This window comes from Flavobacterium sp. AC105 (assembly GCF_979258495.1).
In genome coordinates, this window is sequence record NZ_OZ409860.1 from 2,315,023 (window position 1) to 2,338,379 (window position 23,357).

16 protein-coding genes are annotated in these 23,357 nt (G+C 35.9%); 13 read left to right on the forward strand and 3 right to left on the reverse strand.

The features are described from left to right. Window position 1 precedes the first annotated feature (1 nt). From ACZ0AH_RS09915 to ACZ0AH_RS09940, 6 genes are all read left to right on the forward strand, one after another. A complete protein-coding gene (locus ACZ0AH_RS09915) occupies window positions 2-2,272 on the forward strand; it encodes a GH92 family glycosyl hydrolase (RefSeq protein WP_463475637.1) in 2,271 nt (756 codons plus the stop codon). Window positions 2,273-2,321: 49 nt separating this feature from the next. Next, window positions 2,322-3,248 carry an ROK family protein gene (locus ACZ0AH_RS09920; RefSeq protein ID WP_463475638.1) on the forward strand — a complete coding sequence of 309 codons (927 nt, stop codon included), beginning with the start codon at window positions 2,322-2,324 and terminating at the stop codon, window positions 3,246-3,248. A gap of 42 nt (window positions 3,249-3,290) precedes the next feature. Continuing rightward, a complete protein-coding gene (locus ACZ0AH_RS09925; protein ID WP_463475639.1) occupies window positions 3,291-3,806 on the forward strand; it encodes a cupin domain-containing protein in 516 nt (171 codons plus the stop codon). A 209-nt stretch (window positions 3,807-4,015) separates the two neighbouring features. Beyond that, window positions 4,016-5,050 carry a LacI family DNA-binding transcriptional regulator gene (locus tag ACZ0AH_RS09930; protein WP_463475640.1) on the forward strand — a complete coding sequence of 345 codons (1,035 nt, stop codon included), beginning with the start codon at window positions 4,016-4,018 and terminating at the stop codon, window positions 5,048-5,050. An 826-nt stretch (window positions 5,051-5,876) separates the two neighbouring features. Next, window positions 5,877-8,174, forward strand: coding sequence for a GH92 family glycosyl hydrolase (locus ACZ0AH_RS09935; RefSeq protein WP_463475641.1), 2,298 nt, complete (start codon window positions 5,877-5,879; stop codon window positions 8,172-8,174). A gap of 7 nt (window positions 8,175-8,181) precedes the next feature. Continuing rightward, window positions 8,182-9,621: a glycoside hydrolase family 125 protein gene (locus tag ACZ0AH_RS09940; protein ID WP_463475642.1), complete on the forward strand. Its 1,440-nt coding sequence runs from the start codon at window positions 8,182-8,184 to the stop codon at window positions 9,619-9,621. A 58-nt stretch (window positions 9,622-9,679) separates the two neighbouring features. Here ACZ0AH_RS09940 and ACZ0AH_RS09945 read toward each other — a convergent pair whose 3' ends face one another. The 3 genes from ACZ0AH_RS09945 to ACZ0AH_RS09955 all read right to left on the reverse strand — a co-directional run bounded on the left by ACZ0AH_RS09945 (window position 9,680) and on the right by ACZ0AH_RS09955 (window position 12,001). After that, the gene (locus ACZ0AH_RS09945; RefSeq protein WP_463475643.1) at window positions 9,680-9,973 is read right to left on the reverse strand and encodes a DUF3861 domain-containing protein; all 294 of its coding nucleotides are present in this window, start codon (window positions 9,971-9,973) and stop codon (window positions 9,680-9,682) included. Between the two features lie 250 nt (window positions 9,974-10,223). Next, a complete protein-coding gene (locus tag ACZ0AH_RS09950) occupies window positions 10,224-10,955 on the reverse strand; it encodes a LytR/AlgR family response regulator transcription factor (RefSeq protein ID WP_463475644.1) in 732 nt (243 codons plus the stop codon). Continuing rightward, entirely contained in the window at window positions 10,952-12,001 is a 1,050-nt protein-coding gene (locus ACZ0AH_RS09955; RefSeq protein WP_463475645.1) for a sensor histidine kinase, read from the reverse strand. Before ACZ0AH_RS09955 ends, ACZ0AH_RS09950 begins: the two co-directional genes overlap by 4 nt. Window positions 12,002-12,265: 264 nt before the next feature. Here ACZ0AH_RS09955 and ACZ0AH_RS09960 point away from each other — a divergent pair, with 264 nt between their 5' ends. From ACZ0AH_RS09960 to ACZ0AH_RS09990, 7 genes are all read left to right on the forward strand, one after another. After that, window positions 12,266-13,429, forward strand: a complete 1,164-nt coding sequence (locus tag ACZ0AH_RS09960) for an efflux RND transporter periplasmic adaptor subunit (protein ID WP_463475646.1) — start codon at window positions 12,266-12,268, stop codon at window positions 13,427-13,429. A 7-nt stretch (window positions 13,430-13,436) separates the two neighbouring features. Next, window positions 13,437-16,604, forward strand: a complete 3,168-nt coding sequence (locus ACZ0AH_RS09965; protein WP_463475647.1) for an efflux RND transporter permease subunit — start codon at window positions 13,437-13,439, stop codon at window positions 16,602-16,604. 19 nt (window positions 16,605-16,623) lie between these two features. After that, window positions 16,624-18,027 carry an efflux transporter outer membrane subunit gene (locus tag ACZ0AH_RS09970; protein WP_463475648.1) on the forward strand — a complete coding sequence of 468 codons (1,404 nt, stop codon included), beginning with the start codon at window positions 16,624-16,626 and terminating at the stop codon, window positions 18,025-18,027. Window positions 18,028-18,230: 203 nt separating this feature from the next. Beyond that, window positions 18,231-18,719 carry a hypothetical protein gene (locus ACZ0AH_RS09975; protein ID WP_463475649.1) on the forward strand — a complete coding sequence of 163 codons (489 nt, stop codon included), beginning with the start codon at window positions 18,231-18,233 and terminating at the stop codon, window positions 18,717-18,719. 166 nt (window positions 18,720-18,885) lie between these two features. Next, window positions 18,886-19,929 carry a LacI family DNA-binding transcriptional regulator gene (locus ACZ0AH_RS09980; RefSeq protein ID WP_463475650.1) on the forward strand — a complete coding sequence of 348 codons (1,044 nt, stop codon included), beginning with the start codon at window positions 18,886-18,888 and terminating at the stop codon, window positions 19,927-19,929. Between the two features lie 505 nt (window positions 19,930-20,434). Next, window positions 20,435-22,600, forward strand: coding sequence for an alpha-glucuronidase family glycosyl hydrolase (locus ACZ0AH_RS09985; protein ID WP_463475651.1), 2,166 nt, complete (start codon window positions 20,435-20,437; stop codon window positions 22,598-22,600). Window positions 22,601-22,617: 17 nt separating this feature from the next. Beyond that, entirely contained in the window at window positions 22,618-23,355 is a 738-nt protein-coding gene (locus ACZ0AH_RS09990; protein ID WP_463475652.1) for an SDR family NAD(P)-dependent oxidoreductase, read from the forward strand. Window positions 23,356-23,357 lie beyond the last annotated feature (2 nt).

Sequence of the window (23,357 nt, forward strand, 5' to 3'; positions counted from 1 at the left end):
CATGAAGTATAATAAATATCTAATCTTTTTTCTTTTAGCACAATTTTTAGGTCACGCGCAGGCTTTAGATTTGACCCAATATGTGAATACATTGCAGGGAACAAATTCTAAACATGAATTAACAAAAGGAAATACGTATCCTACTACGGCATTGCCTTTTGGTATGAATACCTGGTCGCCACAAACGGGAAACAACGGCGATGGCTGGAAATACCAATATTTCAAAGAAACCATCAGAGGTTTTCAGCAGGCACATCAATGTAGTTCATGGTCAAATGATTACGCGGTATTTTCGCTAATGCCCGAAACCGGAACTTTAGAATTGAACGAAGACAAAAGAGCGGCAAAATTTAGCCATACCAATGAAATTGCAAAACCTCATTATTATAAGGTTCAGTTTGAGAACCAAATAACAACCGAAATGTCTCCAACAGAAAGAGGTGTTCACATGCGTTTTTCTTTCCCAAAAAATCAGGCTTCCTTTCTTGTTTTGGATGGATATACCGGAATGAGCGGCGTTACAATCGATGTTAAAAAACAAACCATAACAGGATTTGTACAAAACGGAAAAGGCTTTGATCAGGTAAAAGAATTGAAAAACTATTTTGTAATTCAGTTTGATAAACCTTTTAAAACACAAGGAACCTGGGAAAACAGAAACGGTGAAAAATCAGATAAACTTTCGTTAGAAGCAAAAGGAGCAGGCGCTTATCTTCAGTTTAAAGATGGAGAAATCGTTCAGGTAAAAATCGCTTCATCCTACATAAATTACGATCAGGCACAACAAAATTTAAATCAGGAATTAGGCAGTTTCAAAAAATTAGAAGACACTAAAGAAGCGGCCAGAAAAGTCTGGAACAAACAATTAGGAAAAGTAGTGGTAGAAGGCGGAACCGAAGAGCAATTCAGGACTTTTTATTCTTGTTTGTTCAGAGCCAGTCTTTTCTCCAGAAAATTCTACGAAGAAAAAGCAGACGGATCTCCAATTTATTTCAGCCCGTATGATGTAAAAGTTCACGACGGATACATGTACACAGATACTGGTTTTTGGGATACTTTTAGAGCACAATTTCCTTTAAACGCTTTATTGTCTCCGCAAATGCACGGGCGTTATGTGGGTGCTTTGGTCGATGCTTACGATCAGTTTGGGTGGTTGCCTTCGTGGTCATTTCCTGCAGAAGCCGGAAGTATGATCGGGAATCACGGAATTTCACTTTTGACAGATGCCTGGGCAAAAGGTTTCAGAACCTTTGATCCTAAAAAAGCATTAAAAGCATACTATCACGAAGCCACAAATAAAGGTCCGCAAGGTCCGTCAAACGGAAGACACGGCTGGAAAGAATACTTCACGCTGGGTTACGTTCCTTATCCGGAATATGGCGAAGCGACCGCAAAAACTTTAGAATATGCATACGATGATTTCTGCGGATATCAATTGGCAAAAATGACCGATAATCAGTTTTATCAGGACGTTTTTTCACGCCAAATGTACAACTACAAAAATGTTTACAATGCCAAAGACGGTTTCATGGAAGGCAGAAATATAAACGGAGACTGGAAATCAAACTTTGATCCATATGAATGGGGAGGCCCTTTTACAGAAGGAAACGCATGGCATTATTTATGGTCGGTTTTTCAGGATCCGCAAGGTTTGATTAATTTACTAGGTGGCGAAGATAATTTTACCAAAAAATTAGACGCCGTTTTCTCTAGTCCAAACACGGTAAATGTGGGAACTTATGGAGGAAAAATTCACGAAATGACTGAAATGGAAGTGGGCAATATGGGACAATATGCACACGGAAATCAGCCAATTCAGCACATGATTTATATGTATGATTACGCTGGACAGCCTTGGAAAGCGCAATATCACGTGCGTGATGTCATGGAAAAATTATACAATTCTACCGAAAATGGATATCCCGGAGATGAAGATCAGGGACAAACCTCTTCCTGGTATGTATTAAGTGCCTTAGGATTTTACAGCGTTTGTCCGGGAACAGATCAATACGTTTTAGGAAGTCCGGTTTTCGCCAAAACAACCATCAATTTAGAGAACGGTAAAAAGTTTGTAATCGAAGCCAAAAACAACAACAAAGAGAATGTTTACATTCAGTCAGCAACCTTAAACGGTAAAGAATATACCCAAAACTTTTTGACTTACGGAGATTTGACAAACGGAGGTATTTTTAAACTCGAAATGAAAAATACACCAAACGAAAAAAGAGGAATCAACGATTCTGATCGTCCATTTTCGCTAACAAAAAAATAAAATTAATAATAAAATAATCCCCCAAATATTAAATATAAATAACGTAGAAATGTCAATAATAGTAGGAGTAGATATAGGAGGAAGTCATATTAGCAGTGCAGCAGTTAACCAGGAAAATCGCGAAATAATTAGCGAAAGTTATTTTAGAGGCGCTGTTGACAGTAAAGCGGCTAAAGAAATAATTCTGAAAAAATGGGCAGAAATCATCAATCAATCGCTTGAAAAAATAAAGGTTGACGAAACAATTGGAATTGCGTTTTCGATGCCCGGACCATTTCAGTACGAAACCGGAATTGCCATGTTTGAAGGCAATGACAAATACGAATCGCTTTATAACGTGGATATTCCTTTAGAATTAGCCGATTATTTAGACAATAAAAATGTTGTTTTCAGGTTTTTAAATGACGCTACTTCATTCGGAATTGGAAGCGCGCTGAATCAAAAAGGCGGCGGAGCAGATCAAAAAGTAATCGCAATAACATTAGGAACCGGTTTTGGAGCTTCATTTTTAAATGATGTAATTCCAGTAATAAATAGCGATGATGTTCCTGAAAACGGCTGTCTTTGGGATAAACCTTTTAAAAATACTATTGCCGATGATTATTTTTCGACAAGATGGTTTTTAAAGAAATACGAACAATATAGCGGTCAAAAAAGTACGGATGGCGTTAAGGAAATTGCCAGCATCAAAAATGAACATTCGGCTAAGATATTTGATGAATTTGCTACTAATTTAAGTGATTTTCTATTGCCATATATTTTGAAATTTAATGCAGATTTATTAGTTTTAGGTGGCAATATTGCCAAGTGCAGTGAACTTTTTTTACCAAAAGTGCTTCAGAACTGGAAAAATAACGGGATTGAAATCTCCATTACAATTCTCGAAAACACGGAAGAATCAAGTATTATTGGGTCAAGTTATATGTTCAATGAAGTTTTTTGGGAAAGAATAAAAGAAGAACTTCCTAATTTTTAAGAAGAAAAACAGGAAGTTATAATCATTAAAATTAGAATCAAAATGAGTATTACTATTTCAAACAATGAGGAGAAACCAGCAGTTTTTGAGGAAATTGCAAAATTTTTAGCAAACGAGAATTTTAAAGTTGTTGCGCAGGACCACACAAGGCCCTGGGGCGGTTTTTTTGTAATTGATGAAACCCAGGCAAGTGCTTTTGCAGCAAAGTTTTTTCCGCATTTAAATTTGTCTGACATTCAGATTACCAATAAACTAAGTCCAAAAATATTAATTGTTGCACCAAATAAGCGTTTATCGTGGCAATATCATTTTAGAAGAGCCGAAATCTGGAAAGTTTTAGTTGGTCCGGTTGGCGTTAAAATCAGCGATACAGACGAAGAAGGAGAATTAAAAGAATTAACAGTTGATAGTTTTATCCAGATGGACAAAGGAGAACGCCACCGCTTAATTGGTTTGGATTCATGGGGAATTGTTGCTGAAATTTGGCAGCATACAGATCCTGAAAATCCATCGGATGAAGACGATATCGTACGTCTTCAGGATGATTTTGGAAGATAAAATAAAGAGTGAAAATATGAAAACATATTAAAAACGACTCCATAAAAAGGCATTAAATTCTTTTTTTACTGTTAAAATACTATTGTTTGTTGAGTTTTTATTATTAATCTTCTAAAATTAGTTTTCCTATATTTGACCATTATTTGCTCAATGTTTTTATTAAAAGAAAGCATTGAGCAAATAATTTTAATATCTTTTATAACTTTAGAATGAAAAAAAAGTCAGTATCTATAAAGACTATTGCAGAAAATCTTAACATTTCAGTTACCACTGTTTCTTTTGTTTTAAACGGAAAAGCCAAAGAAAAACACATTTCGAAAGAGTTGACACAAAAGGTATTAGATTACGCAAAAGCAGTCAATTATAAACCCAATCAGATTGCCCAGAGTCTTAGAACCGGAAAATCGAATATTTTGGTTTTTATGGTTGAGGATATTTCAAATAGTTTCTTCTCAAAATTAGCCCGTATCATTGAAGATATTGCCTATGAAAAAGGATATAAAGTTATTTTTTGCAGTAACGAAAACGACGACGAAAAATCGATAGAATTAATCAGTATTTTCAAATTCAGGCAAGTCGACGGATTTATTATTGTTCCGTCTCCGGGAATAAAATCGACCATTGCAGAGTTAATTGAAGAAAATATTCCGGTTGTTCTTTTAGATAGATATTTTGCTGGTTTAGATTGCAATAGCGTTGTAATAGATAATGAAGATGCAACTTTTAAAGCAACAAGCCACCTTATTGACAACAATTTTAAAAATATTGCTTTCATCACCACAGATTCTGACCAGACCCAAATGCAGGATCGTTTATTAGGATATGAAAAAGCAATTTCAAACTTCAGGTTAAAACCTCAAGTCCTTAAGATTCCGTATAACGAAACCAGCGATGGAAAATCGAAGGAATTCATTAAAAACTTCATCGAAAAATCTAAAAAACTAGATGCTGTTTTTTTTGCAACAAACTACCTTACACAAACAGGTTTAGAAGTTTTTAAAGAAAATGCACCGCATTTAATTCAGGATTTAGGGATCATTACTTTTGATGATAATGAACTTTTCAAAATCTACACGCCAACAATTACAGCTGTTTCACAGCCATTAGTAGAAATAAGCACCGAATTAATGAAGCTTTTATTACCACTTTTAAAACGCAAAGACCTAAAAGAAGAACCAACAAAAAACATTCTCCTTCAAGCAGAGTTGAAAATCAGAGAATCTTCTGTAGAGAAGTTAAAATAATAGCACCCAGATGACGCGGATTTGAATAGATTTGCGCGAATTTTATACTCATTTTCGTCATCCTGAGAGAAGTCGAAGGAACGCAACAATGAGCACAAAATGTTTTGTTGCAAAGTGACTAATCCCGAAGTAAATCCTTGCGAAGAGCAAAGCAATCTCACTAGCTGCATTAGACACTTTTTTCATTTGTGGTAATGTGTAGTCCCTACGGGACATTTGGCGTTGGGTTGATATTGTTTTCTACCAAGATTTAACTCCTGACGGAGTATAGCTATTAGATATTTAAATGTTTTTAAAATGGTATGCAATTTTATCTGTACTAGAATTTCAATTCGTGGCAGAGTGTACCTCGTAGAGGTTAAATGTTGGTAGAAAAAAGATTCACATCGAAAATTTGTCCCGTAGGGACTACACATTCCCTCTATGCGAAATATGTGTGACCAAGCAAGTGAGATTGCTTCGTTCCTCCCAAAGACTAAAAAAATCCGTTTAAATCCGCCTTATCGCTTTAGCGAATCCGTGTCATCCGCGTTCCATTTTCATCCCAACCTTAATCTGGATTTTTTACTTACCATTAGTAATTCAATATAATATCACTCCTAAAATTAAGATTATACTCATTAATTAACGCAAAAATTATTTAAAACGAAAAAAGTTTTGTTTTTGCTAAAACGTTTTAGTATGTTTGCTTTAGTATTTTTGAATTGGCTTTATACCGATTTAAAATTCTTACTAATTCGAAAATAAACTATTTTATTATTAATTTCCAGACTCTTTTTGTGAGGCTTAAAGTGTCAAAATCTTCAGTAAAACTGTAATCATGCACATGAAAAATTTCTTAATTAAATCAGTAGCCCTCTTTTTTGTCTTTCAATGCGCATCGGCACAAGAAGGTATTATAAACAATGTCGAAAAACCTATCGATTGGGTAAATCCTTTAATTGGCAGTGACTCTGATCATACACTTTCTAACGGAAATACCTATCCGGCAATTGCGATGCCCTGGGCGATGAATTTCTGGACACCGCAAACGGGAAAAATGGGAGACGGATGGGCGTATACGTATTCGGCTAAAAAAATAAAAGGGTTCAAACAAACGCATCAGCCATCGCCGTGGATGAACGATTACGGACAGTTTTCGATTATGCCAATTACAGGAAAATTGCGTTTTAAAGAAGACGAAAGAGAAAGCTGGTTTTCGCATAAATCAGAAATTGTAACGCCTTATTATTACAGTGTTTATCTGGCAGATCATGATGTAACGACTGAAATTGCACCAACAGAAAGAGCCGCAAGATTTAGATTTACATTCCCGCAAACGGATGATGCTTATGTAGTTATCGATGCTTTTGATAAAGGTTCATATGTAAAAATTATTCCAAACGAAAATAAAATCATTGGATATACGACTAAAAATAGCGGTGGAGTTCCGGAGAATTTCAAGAATTATTTTGTGATTGTTTTTGATAAAAGTTTCACCGTAACCAAAACTTTTGATGGCGATAAATTGTTAGACGCCTTAGAAACTCAGGCAGATCATGCCGGAGCAGTTATCGGATTTAAAACTTCAAAAGGAGAAAAAGTTAATGCAAAAGTGGCTTCATCTTTTATTAGTTACGAACAAGCAGAAAGAAACTTAAACGAATTGGGCAAAGACAATTTTGACCAAATAAAAGAAAAAGGTAAAAATGTCTGGAATACAGAGTTAAGCCGAATCAAAGTAGGAGGAGGAACGGCAGAACAATTCACCACTTTTTACTCCAGTTTATATCGTTCACTTCTTTTTCCGAGAAAATTCTATGAGTTTGATGCTCAAGGAAAAGTAGTGCATTATAGTCCGTATAACGGAAAAATTTTGCCGGGATATATGTTTACAGATACCGGTTTTTGGGATACTTTCAGGGCTTTATATCCTTTTTTAAATTTAATGTATCCGGAATTAAACCAACAAATGCAGGAAGGTTTATCGAATGCTTATAACGAAAGTGGCTGGTTGCCGGAATGGGCAAGTCCGGGTTTAAGAGATATTATGGTGGGGAATAACTCGGCTTCGATTGTGGCTGAAGCGTATTTGAAAAGCGAAACCAAAAAGAATCCTGAAATCGAAAATTTATACAAAGCCTTGATTCACGGAGCTAATAATGCCGGGCCTTTAAGAGCGGTAGGGCGTTTGGGTGTTGATTATTACAACTCGTTAGGATATGTTCCTTATGATGTAGAAATCAACGAAAATGCTGCGAGAACATTAGAATATGCATACGACGATTTTGCTATTTACAAATTAGGAGTTGCTTTGAATAAACCAAAATCTGAAACAGATATTTACAAAAAGCGCAGTTTGAATTATAAAAATCTTTTTGACTCTGAGAATAATTTGATGAGAGGAAAAAACAAGGACGGAAAATTTCAGGCACCTTTTAGCCCGTTTAAATGGGGAGACGCTTTTACAGAAGGAAACAGCTGGCATTATTCATGGTCGGTTTTTCATGATATGCAGGGTTTAATTGATTTGATGGGCGGAAAAGAAGTTTTTGTAAGTCAGTTGGATAAAGTGTTTTCATTAGCGCCGGTATTTGACGAAAGTTATTACGGAAGTGTGATTCACGAAATCAGAGAAATGCAAATTGCTAATATGGGACAATATGCACACGGAAATCAGCCTATTCAGCACATGACATATTTGTATGATTATGCAGGTGAACCCTGGAAAACGCAATATTGGGTAAGAGAAACCATGAACAGAATGTACAAACCAACCCCTGATGGATATTGCGGAGACGAAGATAACGGACAAACCTCAGCCTGGTATGTTTTCTCAGCGATAGGATTTTATCCTGTAACGCCTGCGAGCGATCAGTATGTTATTGGTGCGCCATTGTTTAAAACGATCAAACTGAAATTGCAAAACGGAAAAGAAGTTACGATCAATGCGCCTCAAAATAATGCTGAAAACAAGTATATCAAAAGCATGAAATTCAACGGAAAAGCGGATACTAACAACTTTTTAAGCCATTCGGCATTATTAAAAGGCGCTACAATTGATTTTGAAATGAGCAATACGGCGAATAAAAACAGAGGAACTGCAAAAACAGATTTCCCTTATTCTCTTTCAACCGAAAAATAATACAATTATGCAAAGAAGAAAATTTATTAGAAATTCAGCTTTATTTGGAAGTTTAATGTTAGTTAATCCATCTGAATTGTTTGCAAACGAATTATCATTTTCATTAAAAGATTTTCCGGTTGTAAGACCTTTAAAAGGCAAAAGAAATTTTGAAAGTACTATCATTGAAAATGCCATAAAAGAGTTTACAAAAAATGTAAAAGATCAGGAACTTTCGTGGTTGTTCAACAACTGTTTCCCCAATACACTTGACACAACGGTAACGTATTCTGTGCAAAACGGAAGACCGGATACCTACGTAATTACAGGCGATATTGATGCGATGTGGCTGCGAGACAGTTCGGCTCAGGTTTGGCCGTATATGGCTTTTGTAGCCAAAGATGAAAAACTAAAAAATCTGATTGCCGGCGTTATCAACAGACAAACGCAATACATTTTGAAAGATCCGTATGCAAATGCGTTCTATAATGATCCGAATAAAAAAGGGGAGTGGACAACGGATTTAACCGATATGAAACCGGGCGTTCACGAACGAAAATACGAGATCGATTCGTTGTGTTATCCAATCAGGTTAGGCTATAATTACTGGAAAACGACCGGAGATGTTTCTCCTTTTGATGAAAACTGGAAAAAAGCGATTCAGGAAATTCTGAAAGTTTTTAAAGATCAGCAGCAAAAGAAAGATAAAGGTGCGTATCATTTTCAAAGAGAAACTTCAAAAGCTACGGATACACGCGCTCTTGAAGGGTACGGATATCCGGTGAATCCGGTTGGTTTAATTTGCTCTGCTTTCAGGCCGAGTGATGATGCTACGGTATTTTCATTTTTGATTCCGTCTAACTTTTTTGCGGCGGTTAGTTTAAAACAATCTTCAGAAATGATGCGCGAAATCAAAAAAGATAACGCTTTAGCGGAAGAATTAAAAGCCTTGGGTGTTGAAGTAGAAAAAGCAATACAAGAGCACGGTATTGTAAAACATCCCAAACATGGGGATATTTATGCGTTTGAAATTGACGGTTTTGGAAATCACCTTTTAATGGATGATGCGAATGTGCCAAGTTTGCTTTCGTTGCCGTATTTAAATGCTATTGATGCAAAAGATCCTATTTATCAAAACACGCGAAATTTTGTCTGGTCAAAAGAAAATCCTTTCTTCTTTAAAGGTTCTGCTGCCGAAGGAATTGGCGGACCGCACGTAGGAATGGATATGATTTGGCCGATGTCAATCACCATGAAAGCCCTGACAAGTTCAAATCCGCAGGAAATAAAAGAATGTATCAAAATGCTGAAAACCACGCATGGTGATACCGGTTTTATGCACGAATCGTTTCATAAAGACAATCCTAAAAACTTTTCGAGATCCTGGTTTGCCTGGTCAAATACATTGTTTGGAGAATTGCTTTGGGAAACTTACCAGAAATATCCTGAGGTTTTAAAAGAGATATAATTTGTAATAGTGGTTAATTTAAAAAAGTGCTGAATCATCTGACTCAGCACTTTTTATTTTATAAACTTTTTAATTTCTTCATAAAAACTGGAAACACTTCGTTGAGTTCTTCAAAAAGTGGATTGTTACGATGTTTTAGTTTTATTTCGCTAAACAATTTCAATCCAAGTGCAAATTGTGCAGCTTCAGAATCACTTTCAAAAATGTTTTTCGCTCTTATTCTTTCAATAATGCCAAATATTTCATCGTGATTAGTAAATTCTAATCCAAGTTCTTTGGCTGGTTCTGTTTCGCCGTTTGCGTATTCTTTCAGGCTTAAAGTCAGATAATATTTGTTTGATCTTTTTTCCATGTGATATTTAGATTTATTTGGGGTTTAAAATATATCAAAGTGCTTGTATTCAATTTTTTTTATAAGATGTTTAAAAAAATAACTCCATCGGAGTGTCATATTTATAGTTATTTTATATCGTATTGTTAAAGCTCCATCAGAGCGATATTCAACAAGAAATATTTCACCCTGATAGGGTTCTGCTGCCAATATGTATTAATTTTCTACAAATATGATGTCTCGCTGAGACTTTTCGGAAAATGTTAATTCATCATTTCAACCATTTTTCAACTATAGTTTTAAATGTTTCTTTGTATTGTTCGCCAACCGTTATTTCGGTTTTATTGATGAAAATTGAGTTTTTGCTTATAGAATTTATCTTTTCTAATGACACAATAAACGAACGATTGATTCGCATAAATTTTGATGCCGGTAATTTTTCTTCCAGTGCTTTAAGCGAAATCAATGACATTACTGATTTTTGCGTATCTTCAAGATGGACCTTCACATAATCTTTTAAACTTTCGATATATAAAATGTCTTTTAAGGAAATCCTGACCCATTGGTATTCTACCTTCAAAAAGATAAATTCGTCATCTGCAGCAAGCGAATGAAATTGATTTGAAGCTTCTTCAGACAATTGCAATACTTTGTTGGCGGCGCGTAAAAATTCTTCGTAACTAAAAGGTTTTAAAAGATAATCTACGGCATTAACCCTGTAACCTTCAATAGCATAATGATTATAAGCTGTTGTAAAAATAATTTTAGGCAATGGTCCGGGCTGTTCCTGCAAAAGTCTGGCGAGTTCCATTCCTGTTAAATTGGGCATATTGATATCCAGGAAAACAATATCCGGCTGTTGTTCGCGTATCAGGCTCATGGCTTCGACGGCGTTATCGCAACTGCACGCCAATTGCAAAAATGGCGTTTGCTCTATGAACGTTTCAACAAGTTTTAAGGCTAATGGTTCATCATCTACTGCTATACATTTTAATACAATCATTGTTCTAAAGTTATTTGCAGATTTACTTTGTACTTTCCGTTTTGATCGACACCGCATGTCATATTATGCCTGTGCGGATAAATTAAATGCAATCTGCGTTTGGTATTCGTTAACCCAATTCCGCCCTGATCTGATGTCGAAGTTTTTTCAAAAAAAGTATTCTCAACTTCAAATTCAAGATTAGTTTCCTTTTGCTTAAGCGTAATATGTATTTCACTTTTATCCGTGGCATGTACGCCGTGTTTAAAAGCATTTTCTACTAAAGGCAGCAGCAACATGGGAACAATTGGATAATCCTGGATCTTTTCCGGAATATCTGTGGTAATAGTTAATTTGCTATTGGCACGAAGTTTCATCAGTGCTATAAAATCTTTCATGAATTCGACTTCTTTAAGCAATGATGTTCTTTCGCCTTCGGTGCTATAAAGAAGGTATCGCATCATGCGGCTTAAAGTATGGAGCGCCTTTCTTGAATCTTCGATATTAGTGTATGTAAGCGAATAAATACTATTTAGTGAATTAAAGAAAAAATGCGGATTAATCTGGGCTTTCAACATCGCCAATTCGGCCATGGTTTTGTCCTGTTCCAGTTTTTGTTTGTGCTGTGCCGCTTTTTGCCAGTGCTGCAGCATGGCCCAGCTCGTGCTAATTCCTAAAACCAATAGGCTTATCGTGAAAACGTAATTGTCGAAATAATCATTTCGGTATTTTTTAAAACCTAATATTATGGCCAGTTTATTGTGCAAATCGGTGTTGTAATTGTAGACATACGCAATAAGCTGCATAATAAAAATGGTAAAAAACGCCCAGATGAAAAAGGGACTTATTTTATCTTTTATAATGGTTCTTGGAACAATTAGCTGTGCATTAGAATAAAAAATAACAATCATAAAAAACAACACGATCGATTGCCACAACCAAAATATCGTTGGCAAAACAATATTCCATGTCAAGGGGATATAGAACAGCAAAGTAAATCCTAATAATAACCAGGCAAGAATATGTAATCCTGTGAATATATATGGTTTAAAAAAATTGGGTGCCATATTGTTTGTGATTTTATGGCAATATTACATTATATTTATATAAGATATAAAATCAATCGCCCAAAATAGAATCAGAATCCTTAAAAACCATTTTAGAACCGACGAGACTGCCCTTAAATGCGAAGATATTAGCAAATAAATTTCTATCGGCTCTTATGTTATATCTATCGATTCTCTCTAGGCCTTCGTCTATTGAAAAAATTTTGTTTGTGATATTTTAGTTCTTTTGTACGTATATAAATAGATAATTACACATTTTTGACAATGAATAAGCAATCCTTTTTAAGCATTCTCGCAGCATCAGTTATCATCGTATCGTGTGGTAACAAAAATGATAAAGCGGCTCAGGCCGGAGGTGCACCGCAAGTTAAAGAATATAAAACGTTAACCTTAGAGCCTAAATCAGCGACCTTATATACTGATTTTCCCGCAACGATTCAGGGACAGCAAAATATAGAAATCCGCCCAAGAGTAGAAGGATATATCGATAAGATTTTTGTTGATGAAGGTGCTGTTGTCAAAGCAGGACAGCCTTTGTTTAAAATTAGTGCGCCGGAATATGAGCAGGAGGTTCGTACGGCATCTGCAAGTATAAAAAGTGCACAGGCAGATGTAAGCGCAGCAAAATTAGCTGTAAATAAAGTGAAGCCACTTGTAGAAAAAGGAATTATCAGCAAATACGATTTAGAGTCGGCGCAATTTACATATGAATCTGCTGTAGCTTCGTTAGCGCAGGCAAATGCAGCATTGGTAAATGCCAAAACAAATTTAGGATACACAACAGTAACAAGTCCGGTTAATGGCGTTGTAGGTTCGATTCCGTTTCGTTTAGGAAGTTTAGTAGGTTCATCAACTGCAGAACCTTTAACTACCGTTTCGAGTATTGGCAACGTTTATGCTTATTTTGCATTGAATGAAAAAATGCTTTTAAACTTTACTCAAAATTCTGCTCCCGGATCTTCATTAGTTCAGGTAATCAAAAAAATGCCAGCCGTTTCCTTATTGCTTTCAGATGGTTCTATGTATGCTGAAAAAGGATATATTGAAACCGTAAACGGATTAATCAATACAGAAACAGGTTCGGTTACTTTTAGAGCGCGTTTCCCTAATCCAAAAGGAATCATCAGAAGCGGAAGCAGCGCAACAGTAAAAATTCCAAAAGAAATAGACGAAAAACTATTGATTCCGCAAAGCGCCACTTTCGAGCTTCAGGACAAGATATTTGCAGTTACAGTTGGAAAAGACGGAAAAACTAAAAATGTCAATATTAAGGTTTTAGAAAATTCTGCCGGAAACTATTATGTTGTAACAGAAGGATTAAAAACAGGAGATCAAATTGTTTTAGAAGGTGTAGCATCTTTAAAAGACGGAAGCCAAATCAAATCTCAAAATCAAAGTCAGGAAACGGTTTATGCTGACCTAAAATAAGAAAAAAATGTTTAAAATATTCATACAAAGACCTGTACTTTCGACAGTAATATCTGTTATTATTGTCATTCTGGGAGTTTTAGGACTTATTGAGCTGCCTATTTCTCAATATCCTGATATTGCCCCGCCAACAGTAAACGTTTCTGCAAGTTATACGGGAGCCAACGCTGATGTGGTATTAAAAAGTATCGTAATTCCGCTTGAAGAGCAAATTAATGGTGTAGAAAACATGACTTACATGACATCTACAGCAACGAATGACGGTAATGCTTCTATAAAAATATTTTTTAAAGTAGGAACAAATCCTGATTTAGCAGCAGTAAACGTTCAGAACAGGGTTTCCAGAGCTACCAGTTTATTGCCTGTAGAGGTAACTCAGGCCGGTGTTACGGTTACAAAAAGCCAGAGTAGTAACTTGTTGATTTTCTCTTTATACAGTGATGATCCGGCTTACGATCAGACTTTCCTTCAAAATTATGCCAAAATTAATCTTGTTCCTCAAATTCAGCGTGTGGTTGGAGTTGGAGATGTAACCGTTTTTGGTGCAAAAGATTACTCAATGAGAATCTGGCTAAAACCGGATGTCATGCAGCAATACAAACTGATTCCAAGTGATGTTTCGGCTGCTTTGGCAGAACAAAATATAGAAGCGGCACCAGGTAAATTTGGTGAGAACGGAAATCAGGCTTTTCAATATGTAATTAAATACAAAGGACGTTTAACCAGCGAAAAAGAGTTTGGTGATATCATCATAAAATCCATCGGAAACGGACAAATGCTTCGCTTAAAAGATGTTGCAAAAGTAGAACTTGGATCTTTAAGTTATTCTTCAACAATTAAAACAAACGGCGTAGAATCTGCAGCGATGGCTATTAGCCAGACTCCGGGATCAAATGCGCGTGATGTAATCAATAATTCTAAAAAACTGATTGAACAAGCCGTAAAAGATTTTCCAAAAGGAGTAAAATATACGATTCTTGTAGACGTTAACGAAAACCTGGATGCTTCTATCGAAAAAGTAATTCATACTTTGATTGAAGCTTTTATATTGGTTTTTATTGTGGTTTTTATCTTTTTGCAGGATTTCAGATCAACCTTAATTCCGGCGATTGCAGTTCCGGTTGCGATTGTGGGAACATTTTTCTTCCTTAGTTTATTTGGGTTTACGATTAACTTATTGACACTTTTTGCAATGGTTCTGGCCATTGGTATTGTCGTCGATGATGCTATTGTCGTCGTCGAGGCCGTGCACGCCAAACTGGACCATGGTTATAAATCGTCTAAAAAAGCCACAATTGACGCGATGGATGAAATTTCTGGTGCGATTATTTCGATCACGCTGGTTATGGCTGCGGTATTTATTCCGGTAACATTTATCACCGGTTCTACCGGGGTTTTCTATAAACAATTTGGTATTACATTAGCGGTTGCGATTATTCTTTCGGCAATTAATGCATTAACTTTAAGTCCGGCATTGTGTGCCTTACTTTTAAAACCACATGCAGACGATCATAAGCATAAAAGTTTTATTCAAAGATTTTACACTTCGTTTAACGTTGCATTTGATAATGTAACCGGCAAGTATAAAAGATCAGTTCAATTTCTTTCGGTTAAAAAATGGATTGTATTGACGGCAATTGTTATTGCGGGTACAGCATTATTTTACATGATGAAAACTACGCCATCAGCTTTCGTTCCTGCCGAAGATCAGGGAACTGTTTTTGCAAATATTAGTTTACCGCCATCGGCTTCTATGGAACGTTCTGATATAATAGCCAAAAAAGTAGACAGCATCGCCAAGACAATTCCTGGAGTTAAAAATACGCTGCGTATTGTGGGGCAAAATTTTACGGCAGGAGCGGGAAGTGCATACAGTATGGTTATTGTAAAATTAGAAACATGGGATAAACGTGATTTAAGTGTAAATGATGTAATTGGTCAGCTTTTTGCCAAAACTAGCGGTATTCGTGAAGCTAATATTTTCTTTATTTCGCCGCCAACAATTTCAGGATTTGGACAAAGTGGTGGATTCGAATTCCAATTGCAGGATAAAGGAGGACATACAACAGCAGATTTCTTTAAAGTAAATAATGAATTTTTAGAAAAGCTCTCAAAACGTCCCGAAATACAATACGCAACAACGCCATTTAATCCGGGTTTTCCTCAATATATGATGGAAATTAACCTGGCAAAAGCGAAAGACGCTGGTATTCCCGTTAATACGATTTTGTCGACAATGCAAGGATATTATGGAGGTTTGTATGCTTCGAATTTCAATAAATTCGGAAAACAATACCGTGTCATGATCCAGGCTTCACCGGAATTCCGTACAAATACAGAAGGACTGAATAAAATTTTTGTTAGAAACAGTGCAGGAACAATGGCACCAATTACAGAATTTGTAAAAATGACAAGGGTTTTTGGACCGGAATCTATTTCGAGATTTAACCTTTTCTCTTCTATTGCGATTACAGGAGCTCCAAATCCGGGTTTTAGTTCCGGAGATGCCATTAAAGCGATTCAGGAAGTTGCAGCAGAAGAACTGCCGGCAGGTTATGGTTATGAATTCTCAGGATTAACACGTGAAGAATTAGCATCAGGAAGTGAAACTATTTTCATCTTTATATTATGTCTTGTCTTTGTTTACTTCTTGTTAAGTGCACAATATGAGAGTTATATATTGCCATTTGCCGTATTGTTATCAATTCCGTTTGGACTTGCAGGAGCTTATTTGTTCTCGATTATATTCAAATTAAACAGTAATATTTACCTGCAGATTTCTTTAATCATGTTGATTGGATTGCTGGCCAAGAACGGTATTTTGATTGTCGAATTTGCTTTGGAAAGAAGACGAAAAGGAATGCCAATCGTGCAAGCCGCAGTTGAAGGGGCTGTAGCTCGTTTACGACCAATTTTAATGACCTCATTCGCTTTTATTTTAGGACTTGTTCCTTTAATGTTTGCTACAGGTGCAGGAGCTGTCGGAAACAAATCAATTGGTACCGGAGCAGTTGGAGGTATGTTAATCGGAACCATTCTGGGAGTATTTGTTATTCCAATATTGTTTATCATTTTCCAGACTTTACAGGAAAAAATTAGTGGTCCGGCAAAAGAAGGTTATGACGATGACGATGATGATGAGGAAGTACAACTGATAGAAGCTCACAAAGAGTAATAATTTAATTAAGACAGAGATGACTCACAGTTCAAATAAATATATAATAATGGTAGTTGCAGCCACACTTTTAAGTGCCTGTGTTACCAAAAAATACGAACGCCCCACAACATTTTCTACAGATAAGCTGTATCGTGATCAGGCTTCCGCCGATTCGACTACGATCGCCAATATGCCCTGGCAAAGTGTTTTTAAAGATGAGAAACTGAATGCTTTAATCCAAAAAGGATTAGATCAGAACCTTGATCTTAAAAATGCCATAGAAAATATCGTTCAGTCGCATGCGGCTTTACAACAAAGTAAATTAGCCTATTATCCAACATTAAATGCGGATGCCAATGTAACGCGTAATAAACAGTCTCAAGCCGGTTTGAATTTTCCGGCAGGAATTAATATCAACACCTTAACGACGACCTATAAATTAGGTTTAAGTACTTCCTGGGAAGCAGATATTTGGGGAAAACTAAGCAGTTCTAAAAGAGCTGCCCTGGCAACTTATCTTGCTACAGATGCTGCAAAACAAGCAATTCAGACGCAATTGATTTCGGATATTGCCAACAATTATTTTTTATTGCTGGCGTATGACAAACAATTAGAAATCACAAAAGCAACTTTGGAAAGCCGTATCAAAAATGTTGAAGTTATCAAAGCTTTAAAAGAAGGCGCAATTGTTACCGGAGCATCAGTAGTGCAAAGTGAAGCCAATCAGCATGCAGCCGAAGTATTGATTCCGGATTTAAAAAGAAACATTCGTGAAACCGAAAATGCATTGAATATTCTTTTAGGACAAGAACCTCAAGCTATTGACAGAGGAACGTTAGGAAATCAGGTAATTCCTGAAAAACTGGAGATCGGTTTGCCGGCCCAATTATTAGAAAATCGTCCGGATGTTCGTCAGGCAGAATTTAATTTCAGAACAGCTTTCGAAAATACAAATATGGCAAAAACATATTTTTATCCTAGTTTGACATTGACTGCAAGCGGTGGTTTTTCGAACCTTCAATTAACGGATTTCTTTACGAATTCTGTTTTTTATTCCTTAATAGGAGGATTGACACAGCCGCTTTTTAATCAGGGATTAAATAAAGCCAGATTAACAACAGCACAATCAAGACAAGTTCAGGCGCTGAATAATTTTCAACAAAGTTTATTAATTGCGGGTCAGGAAGTTTCAAATGCTTTGTATGCATATGAAATGGCAGTTGAAAAAGAAGATTCAAGAGAAAAACAAATCGAAGCCCTGACAAAAGCGGTTGACTTTACGCAGCAGCTTTTAGAATATAGCTCGGCTACCAATTATACAGATGTATTAACATCAGAACAAAATCTTTTAGCAGCACAGTTAAGCGGTGTAAATGATAATTTACAAAAATTGCAAGCTGTTGTTGATTTGTATCGCGCTTTAGGCGGAGGATGGAAATAATAAAAATAACCTGCATTGTTAATTAAAATTGTTGAAACGAAGAGCGCCTCATTATTTGAGGCGTTTTTTTTTAGCTTTATGTCGGTTAAGAAGTGCTTTTCGTCGATTGGAATGGCGATTTCATATAATGGATAGTGAAAAAGAAAATAAATGGCACTACTTTAGCTTAGTATCCAATAACATTAATATTTAATACCACAACAATGAAAAAATTAGGATTCGCATTAATACTCTTGATGAGTGTTTTTGCACAAGCGCAAGTTTCGATCAATGTAAATATTGGTACACCGCCAAATTGGGGTCCGCAAGGAAATGACAACAGCAGATATTACTATTTACCGGATATCGACACATATTACGACGTTGCCCAAAGCCAGTTTATTTATGATAATAATGGCAGATGGGTTCGTGAAACAAGACTTCCGTCAAAATACAGACAATATGATCTTTACGGAGGTTATAAAGTAGTTTTAAATGATTACAGAGGAGATGCTCCGTATTATTATCATGCAAAACACAGAGCCAGTTATCCGCAGGGATATCACGGAAAACCTCAACAAAACAGAGGTCCAAAACCGGATAAAAAATATAAATCAAATAACAAGGATAAACAAAAAAACGACAAGCACGGGAAATCAAAGGAACATTCCCATAATGATCAGAATCATGGTCACGACGATCATCACCATTAATTAAAACATGACAAAGAAAACGCCTCAGATAATGAGGCGTTTTTATTTTTTAGATAAATTTGCAGGTAATTGTAAAGTTGAACATTAATTGAAAAACGAAGGCTGATTTCAATAAGATTGTGTTGTCATAAAATAGTTTATATTTACATCTCATATTAGTTATTTCATGGAAGAAAATAAACATGTAACGATTTACGATATTGCTGAAAGGCTAAATCTGGCTACCTCAACAATCTCAAGAGCTTTAAAAGATCATCACACGATTAGTGATAAAACGATAAAGAAAGTAAAAAAAACAGCTGAAGAAATGGGTTTTGTTCCCAACACTTTAGCCGCCGGTTTGCGTGGCAACAAAACCAAAACAATTGGCGTTTTGATTCCAACCGTAACACAGCCCTTTTTATCCTCCTTAATTAGTGGTATCGAAATTACAGCTCAAAAATCAGACTATACGGTAATAATTATGCAATCGCACGATTCATATGAAGAAGAGGTCAATATGGCTAAATCCTTATATAGCAACCGTGTAAGTGGCGTAATTTGTTCATTGGCTATGGAAACCAGAGATACATCTCATTTTCAGCAATTTTCAAACAATAACATTCCGCTTGTGTTTGTAGACAGGGTTCCTAAGGATTATAATACTTTTAGAGTAGTCATCGACAATTATACAGCAGGATATAAAGCCACAAAACATCTTATAGAACAAGGCTGTATCAGGATTGCACATTTAACTGCCGGATCAGAATATGGAAATCTGTATAACGAAAGGAAAAGAGGTTATATAGAAGCCCTAAAAGATCATAATTTGGCTGTAGATGAAGAATTAATCATTAATTTGAAATCAGTTACATACGAAGAAGGAGTAAGGGCAAGCAATCAGTTATTTGATTTAGATCCAATTCCGGACGGACTTTTTGCACCTGGAGATATCATTGCAGTAAGCGCCGTTCAAACCGCTAAAAAACGCGGAATAAAAGTACCCGAAGAAATTGCAATTATAGGTTTTAATAACGACCCAATTTCTCAAATCATTGATCCTAATATATCTACAATTACACATCCCGCAGAAAAAATGGGTAAGGCTGCAGCCGAAATTATCATCAAAAACCTAAAATCCTCTAAAAATGATGATGCCAAAGAAATCACATTTTTAAATACAGAAGTTCTGGCACGTGAATCTTCTGATAGAAAAGCATTAATTTCTTAAATCCGTTTCCTGCAAGGTTTTCAAAACCTTGTAGGCATGGTCTGTGTGGTTACGGAATATCTGTATGGCAAATCAAACAGATTATTTATTTCAATTTATTAATTACCCCAAATATTCCCTCCCGAATTTATCTGTAGAGGCGCACAGCAGTGCGTCTACGTCCTAATATTCCGTTTCTAATATTCCGTAATTTTATTTCGTGTTTTACATTACGTCAAAACTGTGTGTAGACGCACAGTTGTACGTCTCTAAGGAATATCGGTGTCGATATTTTATATGAAATAATTTAATTTTCATTTAATCCTTCAATTTCTGTCATTTTATTTTTTCATAAAAAAATACAACAAAAATTTTTTTCTTAAATAACAATACTATATTTTTACGCAACCGATTGCAATTGTTGTTTTATTTCTAATAATGTATTTTTTAGGATATAATTTTATCAAATGCTTTTATAAATAAGAAAATTGCTGATTTGTATTTAAATAAAAATATTGAAACCATAATGAAATACATAAGAAATACGTCCTTACAAATTATCATATTGCTTTTTGCGATTTCTTGGCAGGCATCTGCCCAAAAGGATTATAAATTATGGCTTCAATATAATAAGATAACCAATGCTAAAATTGTTTCAGATTATAATGCTGTTATTCAGGGAATTGTTGCTGCTGGGAATTCTGAAACCATAAAAATTAGCACTGATGAATTAGAAACAGGTTTGAATACTATGTTAGGAAATAAAATTCAAATCAAATCAAAAATAGAAGGCGAGAACAACATAATTATAGGCTCGAAATCATCTTTAGATTCAGAAATTCAAAAAGAAATAGAATCTGATTTTAATAAAATAAATGACGAAGGTTTTATTATAAAATCCATTTCGATAAAAAATAAAAAGCAGATTATCATTACAGGAAAAAAAGACGTTAGTGTTTTATACGGCGTTTACAGTTTCTTGAGATTAATTCAGACCAATACATCAATCTCAAATTTAAATATCGTTGATTCGCCCAAAACAAATATCCGAATCTTAAATCATTGGGATAATTTAGACCGAACTGTAGAACGCGGTTACGCAGGATTTTCATTATGGAATTGGCAAAAATTACCTGATTTTATCGATCAGCGTTATATAGATTATGCCCGCGCAAATGCTTCAATTGGAATAAACGGAACGGTTTTGACCAACGTAAATGCAAATGCCCTGATCTTAACGCCGCAATATTTAGAGAAAGTAGAAGCTCTTGCAAATGTATTTAGGCCTTACGGAATAAAAGTGTATTTAACAGCACGATTTTCGGCACCAATAGAAATTGGAGGCTTAAAAACGGCCGATCCAAAAGATGCTGCTGTAGCCAATTGGTGGAAAGATAAAGCCAAAGAAATCTATAAAAGAATTCCTGATTTTGGAGGATTTCTGGTAAAAGCAAATTCAGAAGGTCAGCCGGGTCCGCAAAATTATGGACGAGATCATGTTGATGGCGCGAATATGCTGGCAGATGCTGTAGCGCCTTTTGGAGGTGTAATTATGTGGCGCGCGTTTGTGTATTCGGAACATGATGCAAATGACAGGGCAAAACAGGCTTTCGCCGAATTTCAGCCGTATGACGGAAAATTCAAGGACAATGTAATCGTTCAGGTAAAAAATGGCGCGATAGATTTTCAGCCAAGAGAACCTTTTCATCCGTTATTTGGTGCCATGCCGAAAACGCCAATTATGATGGAGTTTCAAATTACACAGGAATATTTAGGTTTTAGTACACATTTGGTTTTCCTGCCAAAATTATTTCAGGAAGTTTTAGAATCTGATAGCTATCAAAAAGGCAAAGGTTCGACGGTTGCAAAAGTCGTTGACGGAACTTTATATCCACATAAACTTACCGGAATTGCTGGCGTTTCGAATATAGGGAATGATCTCAACTGGACCGGACATCCTTTTGCGCAGGCAAATTGGTACGGTTTCGGGAGATTGGCGTGGAATCCTTATTTACATGCTGAAACGATTGCAGATGAATGGTTGAAATGTACTTTTTCGAACGATGAAAACTTTATAAAACCTGTTAAGGAAATGATGATAAAATCGCGTGAAGCAGTCGTAAATTATATGGCGCCGCTTGGTTTGCATCATATTATGGATACGGGACATCATTACGGTCCTGGTCCGTGGGTTTCGAATTTGTCAAGACCAGAATGGAATCCGACGTATTATCATAAAGCAGATAAAAACGGAATTGGTTTCGACAGATCAAAAAACGGAACAAATGCAACCGCCCAATATGCGCCGGAAGTTGAGAAACTTTTTGATAGTCTGGAAACGTGTCCCGAAACAGATTTATTATGGTTTCATCATGTTTCCTGGGATTATAAACTCAAAAACGGCCAAACACTTTGGAATGGTCTTGCATTGAAATATCAGGAAGGCGTAAATCAGGTTAAGGAAATGCAAAATACGTGGAATAAAACCGAAAAATATGTTGATGCTGAACGTTTTAAAGAAGTTCAAATGCTGTTAGCTATTCAGTATAAAGAAGCAAAATGGTGGCGCGATGCCTGTTTGCTTTATTTTCAGCAATTTTCAGGTAAAGAATTACCGGTTGGAGTAGAAAAACCAACACAAACTTTAGAGTATTTCAAATCATTAAAATTTCCGTTTGCACCTGGAAATTAATATATAAATAAAAGAATATGAATACAAAAACGGCCATTGTAACCGGAGGAAATTCGGGTTTGGGTTTTGCAACCGCGAAGAAATTATGTGATAACGGCATCAAAACGTATATAATTGGAAGATCAAAAGAAAAAACAGAAGAAGCCTGCGCGGAAATTGGCGAAAATGCAATTCCGGTTTTATTTGATTTAAATGATATCGCGGGAATTCCCGCCATGATCGAAAATTTGACAAAAGACAATGCAATCGATATTTTGGTAAACAATGCCGGAATCAATCTTAAAAAAGAATTTCTGGACGTAACCGATGAAGATTTTCTATCGATAATTCACACCAATCTTTTGAGTGTTTTTGCTGTGAGTAAAGCAGTTGTAAAAAATATGAAAGAAAATAACGGAGGAAATATCGTTAATATTAGTTCGATGGCATCTCAATATGGTATTCCAAAAGTGATTGCTTATTCGGCAAGTAAAGGTGCGATCGAATCAATGACACGGGCAATGGCGGTAGAATTGGCACAGTTTGGAATTCGCGTCAATTGCGTTGCGCCGGGATTTATCAAAACCAAAATGTCGGCAAAAGCATTAGACAGCGATCCTGAACGAAAAAATAAAGTATTGGGCAGAACGCCAATGGGAATTTTAGGGGAACCATCAGATATTGCAGATGCGGTTTTTTATTTTGCATCAAATGAATCAAAATTTACAACCGGAACTATTTTGCCTGTTGATGGCGGAAACAGCATTGGTTTTTAATC

Excerpts from the sequence above, each read along its gene's own strand:
- ACZ0AH_RS09915 (WP_463475637.1), top strand. The coding sequence starts at position 2 with ATGAAGTATAATAAATATCTAATCTTTTTTCTTTTAGCACAATTTTTA.
- ACZ0AH_RS09920 (WP_463475638.1), top strand. The coding sequence starts at position 2,322 with ATGTCAATAATAGTAGGAGTAGATATAGGAGGAAGTCATATTAGCAGT.
- ACZ0AH_RS09925 (WP_463475639.1), top strand. The coding sequence starts at position 3,291 with ATGAGTATTACTATTTCAAACAATGAGGAGAAACCAGCAGTTTTTGAG.
- ACZ0AH_RS09930 (WP_463475640.1), top strand. The coding sequence starts at position 4,016 with ATGAAAAAAAAGTCAGTATCTATAAAGACTATTGCAGAAAATCTTAAC.
- ACZ0AH_RS09935 (WP_463475641.1), top strand. The coding sequence starts at position 5,877 with ATGAAAAATTTCTTAATTAAATCAGTAGCCCTCTTTTTTGTCTTTCAA.
- ACZ0AH_RS09940 (WP_463475642.1), top strand. The coding sequence starts at position 8,182 with ATGCAAAGAAGAAAATTTATTAGAAATTCAGCTTTATTTGGAAGTTTA.
- ACZ0AH_RS09945 (WP_463475643.1), bottom strand. The coding sequence starts at position 9,973 with ATGGAAAAAAGATCAAACAAATATTATCTGACTTTAAGCCTGAAAGAA.
- ACZ0AH_RS09950 (WP_463475644.1), bottom strand. The coding sequence starts at position 10,955 with ATGATTGTATTAAAATGTATAGCAGTAGATGATGAACCATTAGCCTTA.
- ACZ0AH_RS09955 (WP_463475645.1), bottom strand. The coding sequence starts at position 12,001 with ATGGCACCCAATTTTTTTAAACCATATATATTCACAGGATTACATATT.
- ACZ0AH_RS09960 (WP_463475646.1), top strand. The coding sequence starts at position 12,266 with ATGAATAAGCAATCCTTTTTAAGCATTCTCGCAGCATCAGTTATCATC.
- ACZ0AH_RS09965 (WP_463475647.1), top strand. The coding sequence starts at position 13,437 with ATGTTTAAAATATTCATACAAAGACCTGTACTTTCGACAGTAATATCT.
- ACZ0AH_RS09970 (WP_463475648.1), top strand. The coding sequence starts at position 16,624 with ATGACTCACAGTTCAAATAAATATATAATAATGGTAGTTGCAGCCACA.
- ACZ0AH_RS09975 (WP_463475649.1), top strand. The coding sequence starts at position 18,231 with ATGAAAAAATTAGGATTCGCATTAATACTCTTGATGAGTGTTTTTGCA.
- ACZ0AH_RS09980 (WP_463475650.1), top strand. The coding sequence starts at position 18,886 with ATGGAAGAAAATAAACATGTAACGATTTACGATATTGCTGAAAGGCTA.
- ACZ0AH_RS09985 (WP_463475651.1), top strand. The coding sequence starts at position 20,435 with ATGAAATACATAAGAAATACGTCCTTACAAATTATCATATTGCTTTTT.
- ACZ0AH_RS09990 (WP_463475652.1), top strand. The coding sequence starts at position 22,618 with ATGAATACAAAAACGGCCATTGTAACCGGAGGAAATTCGGGTTTGGGT.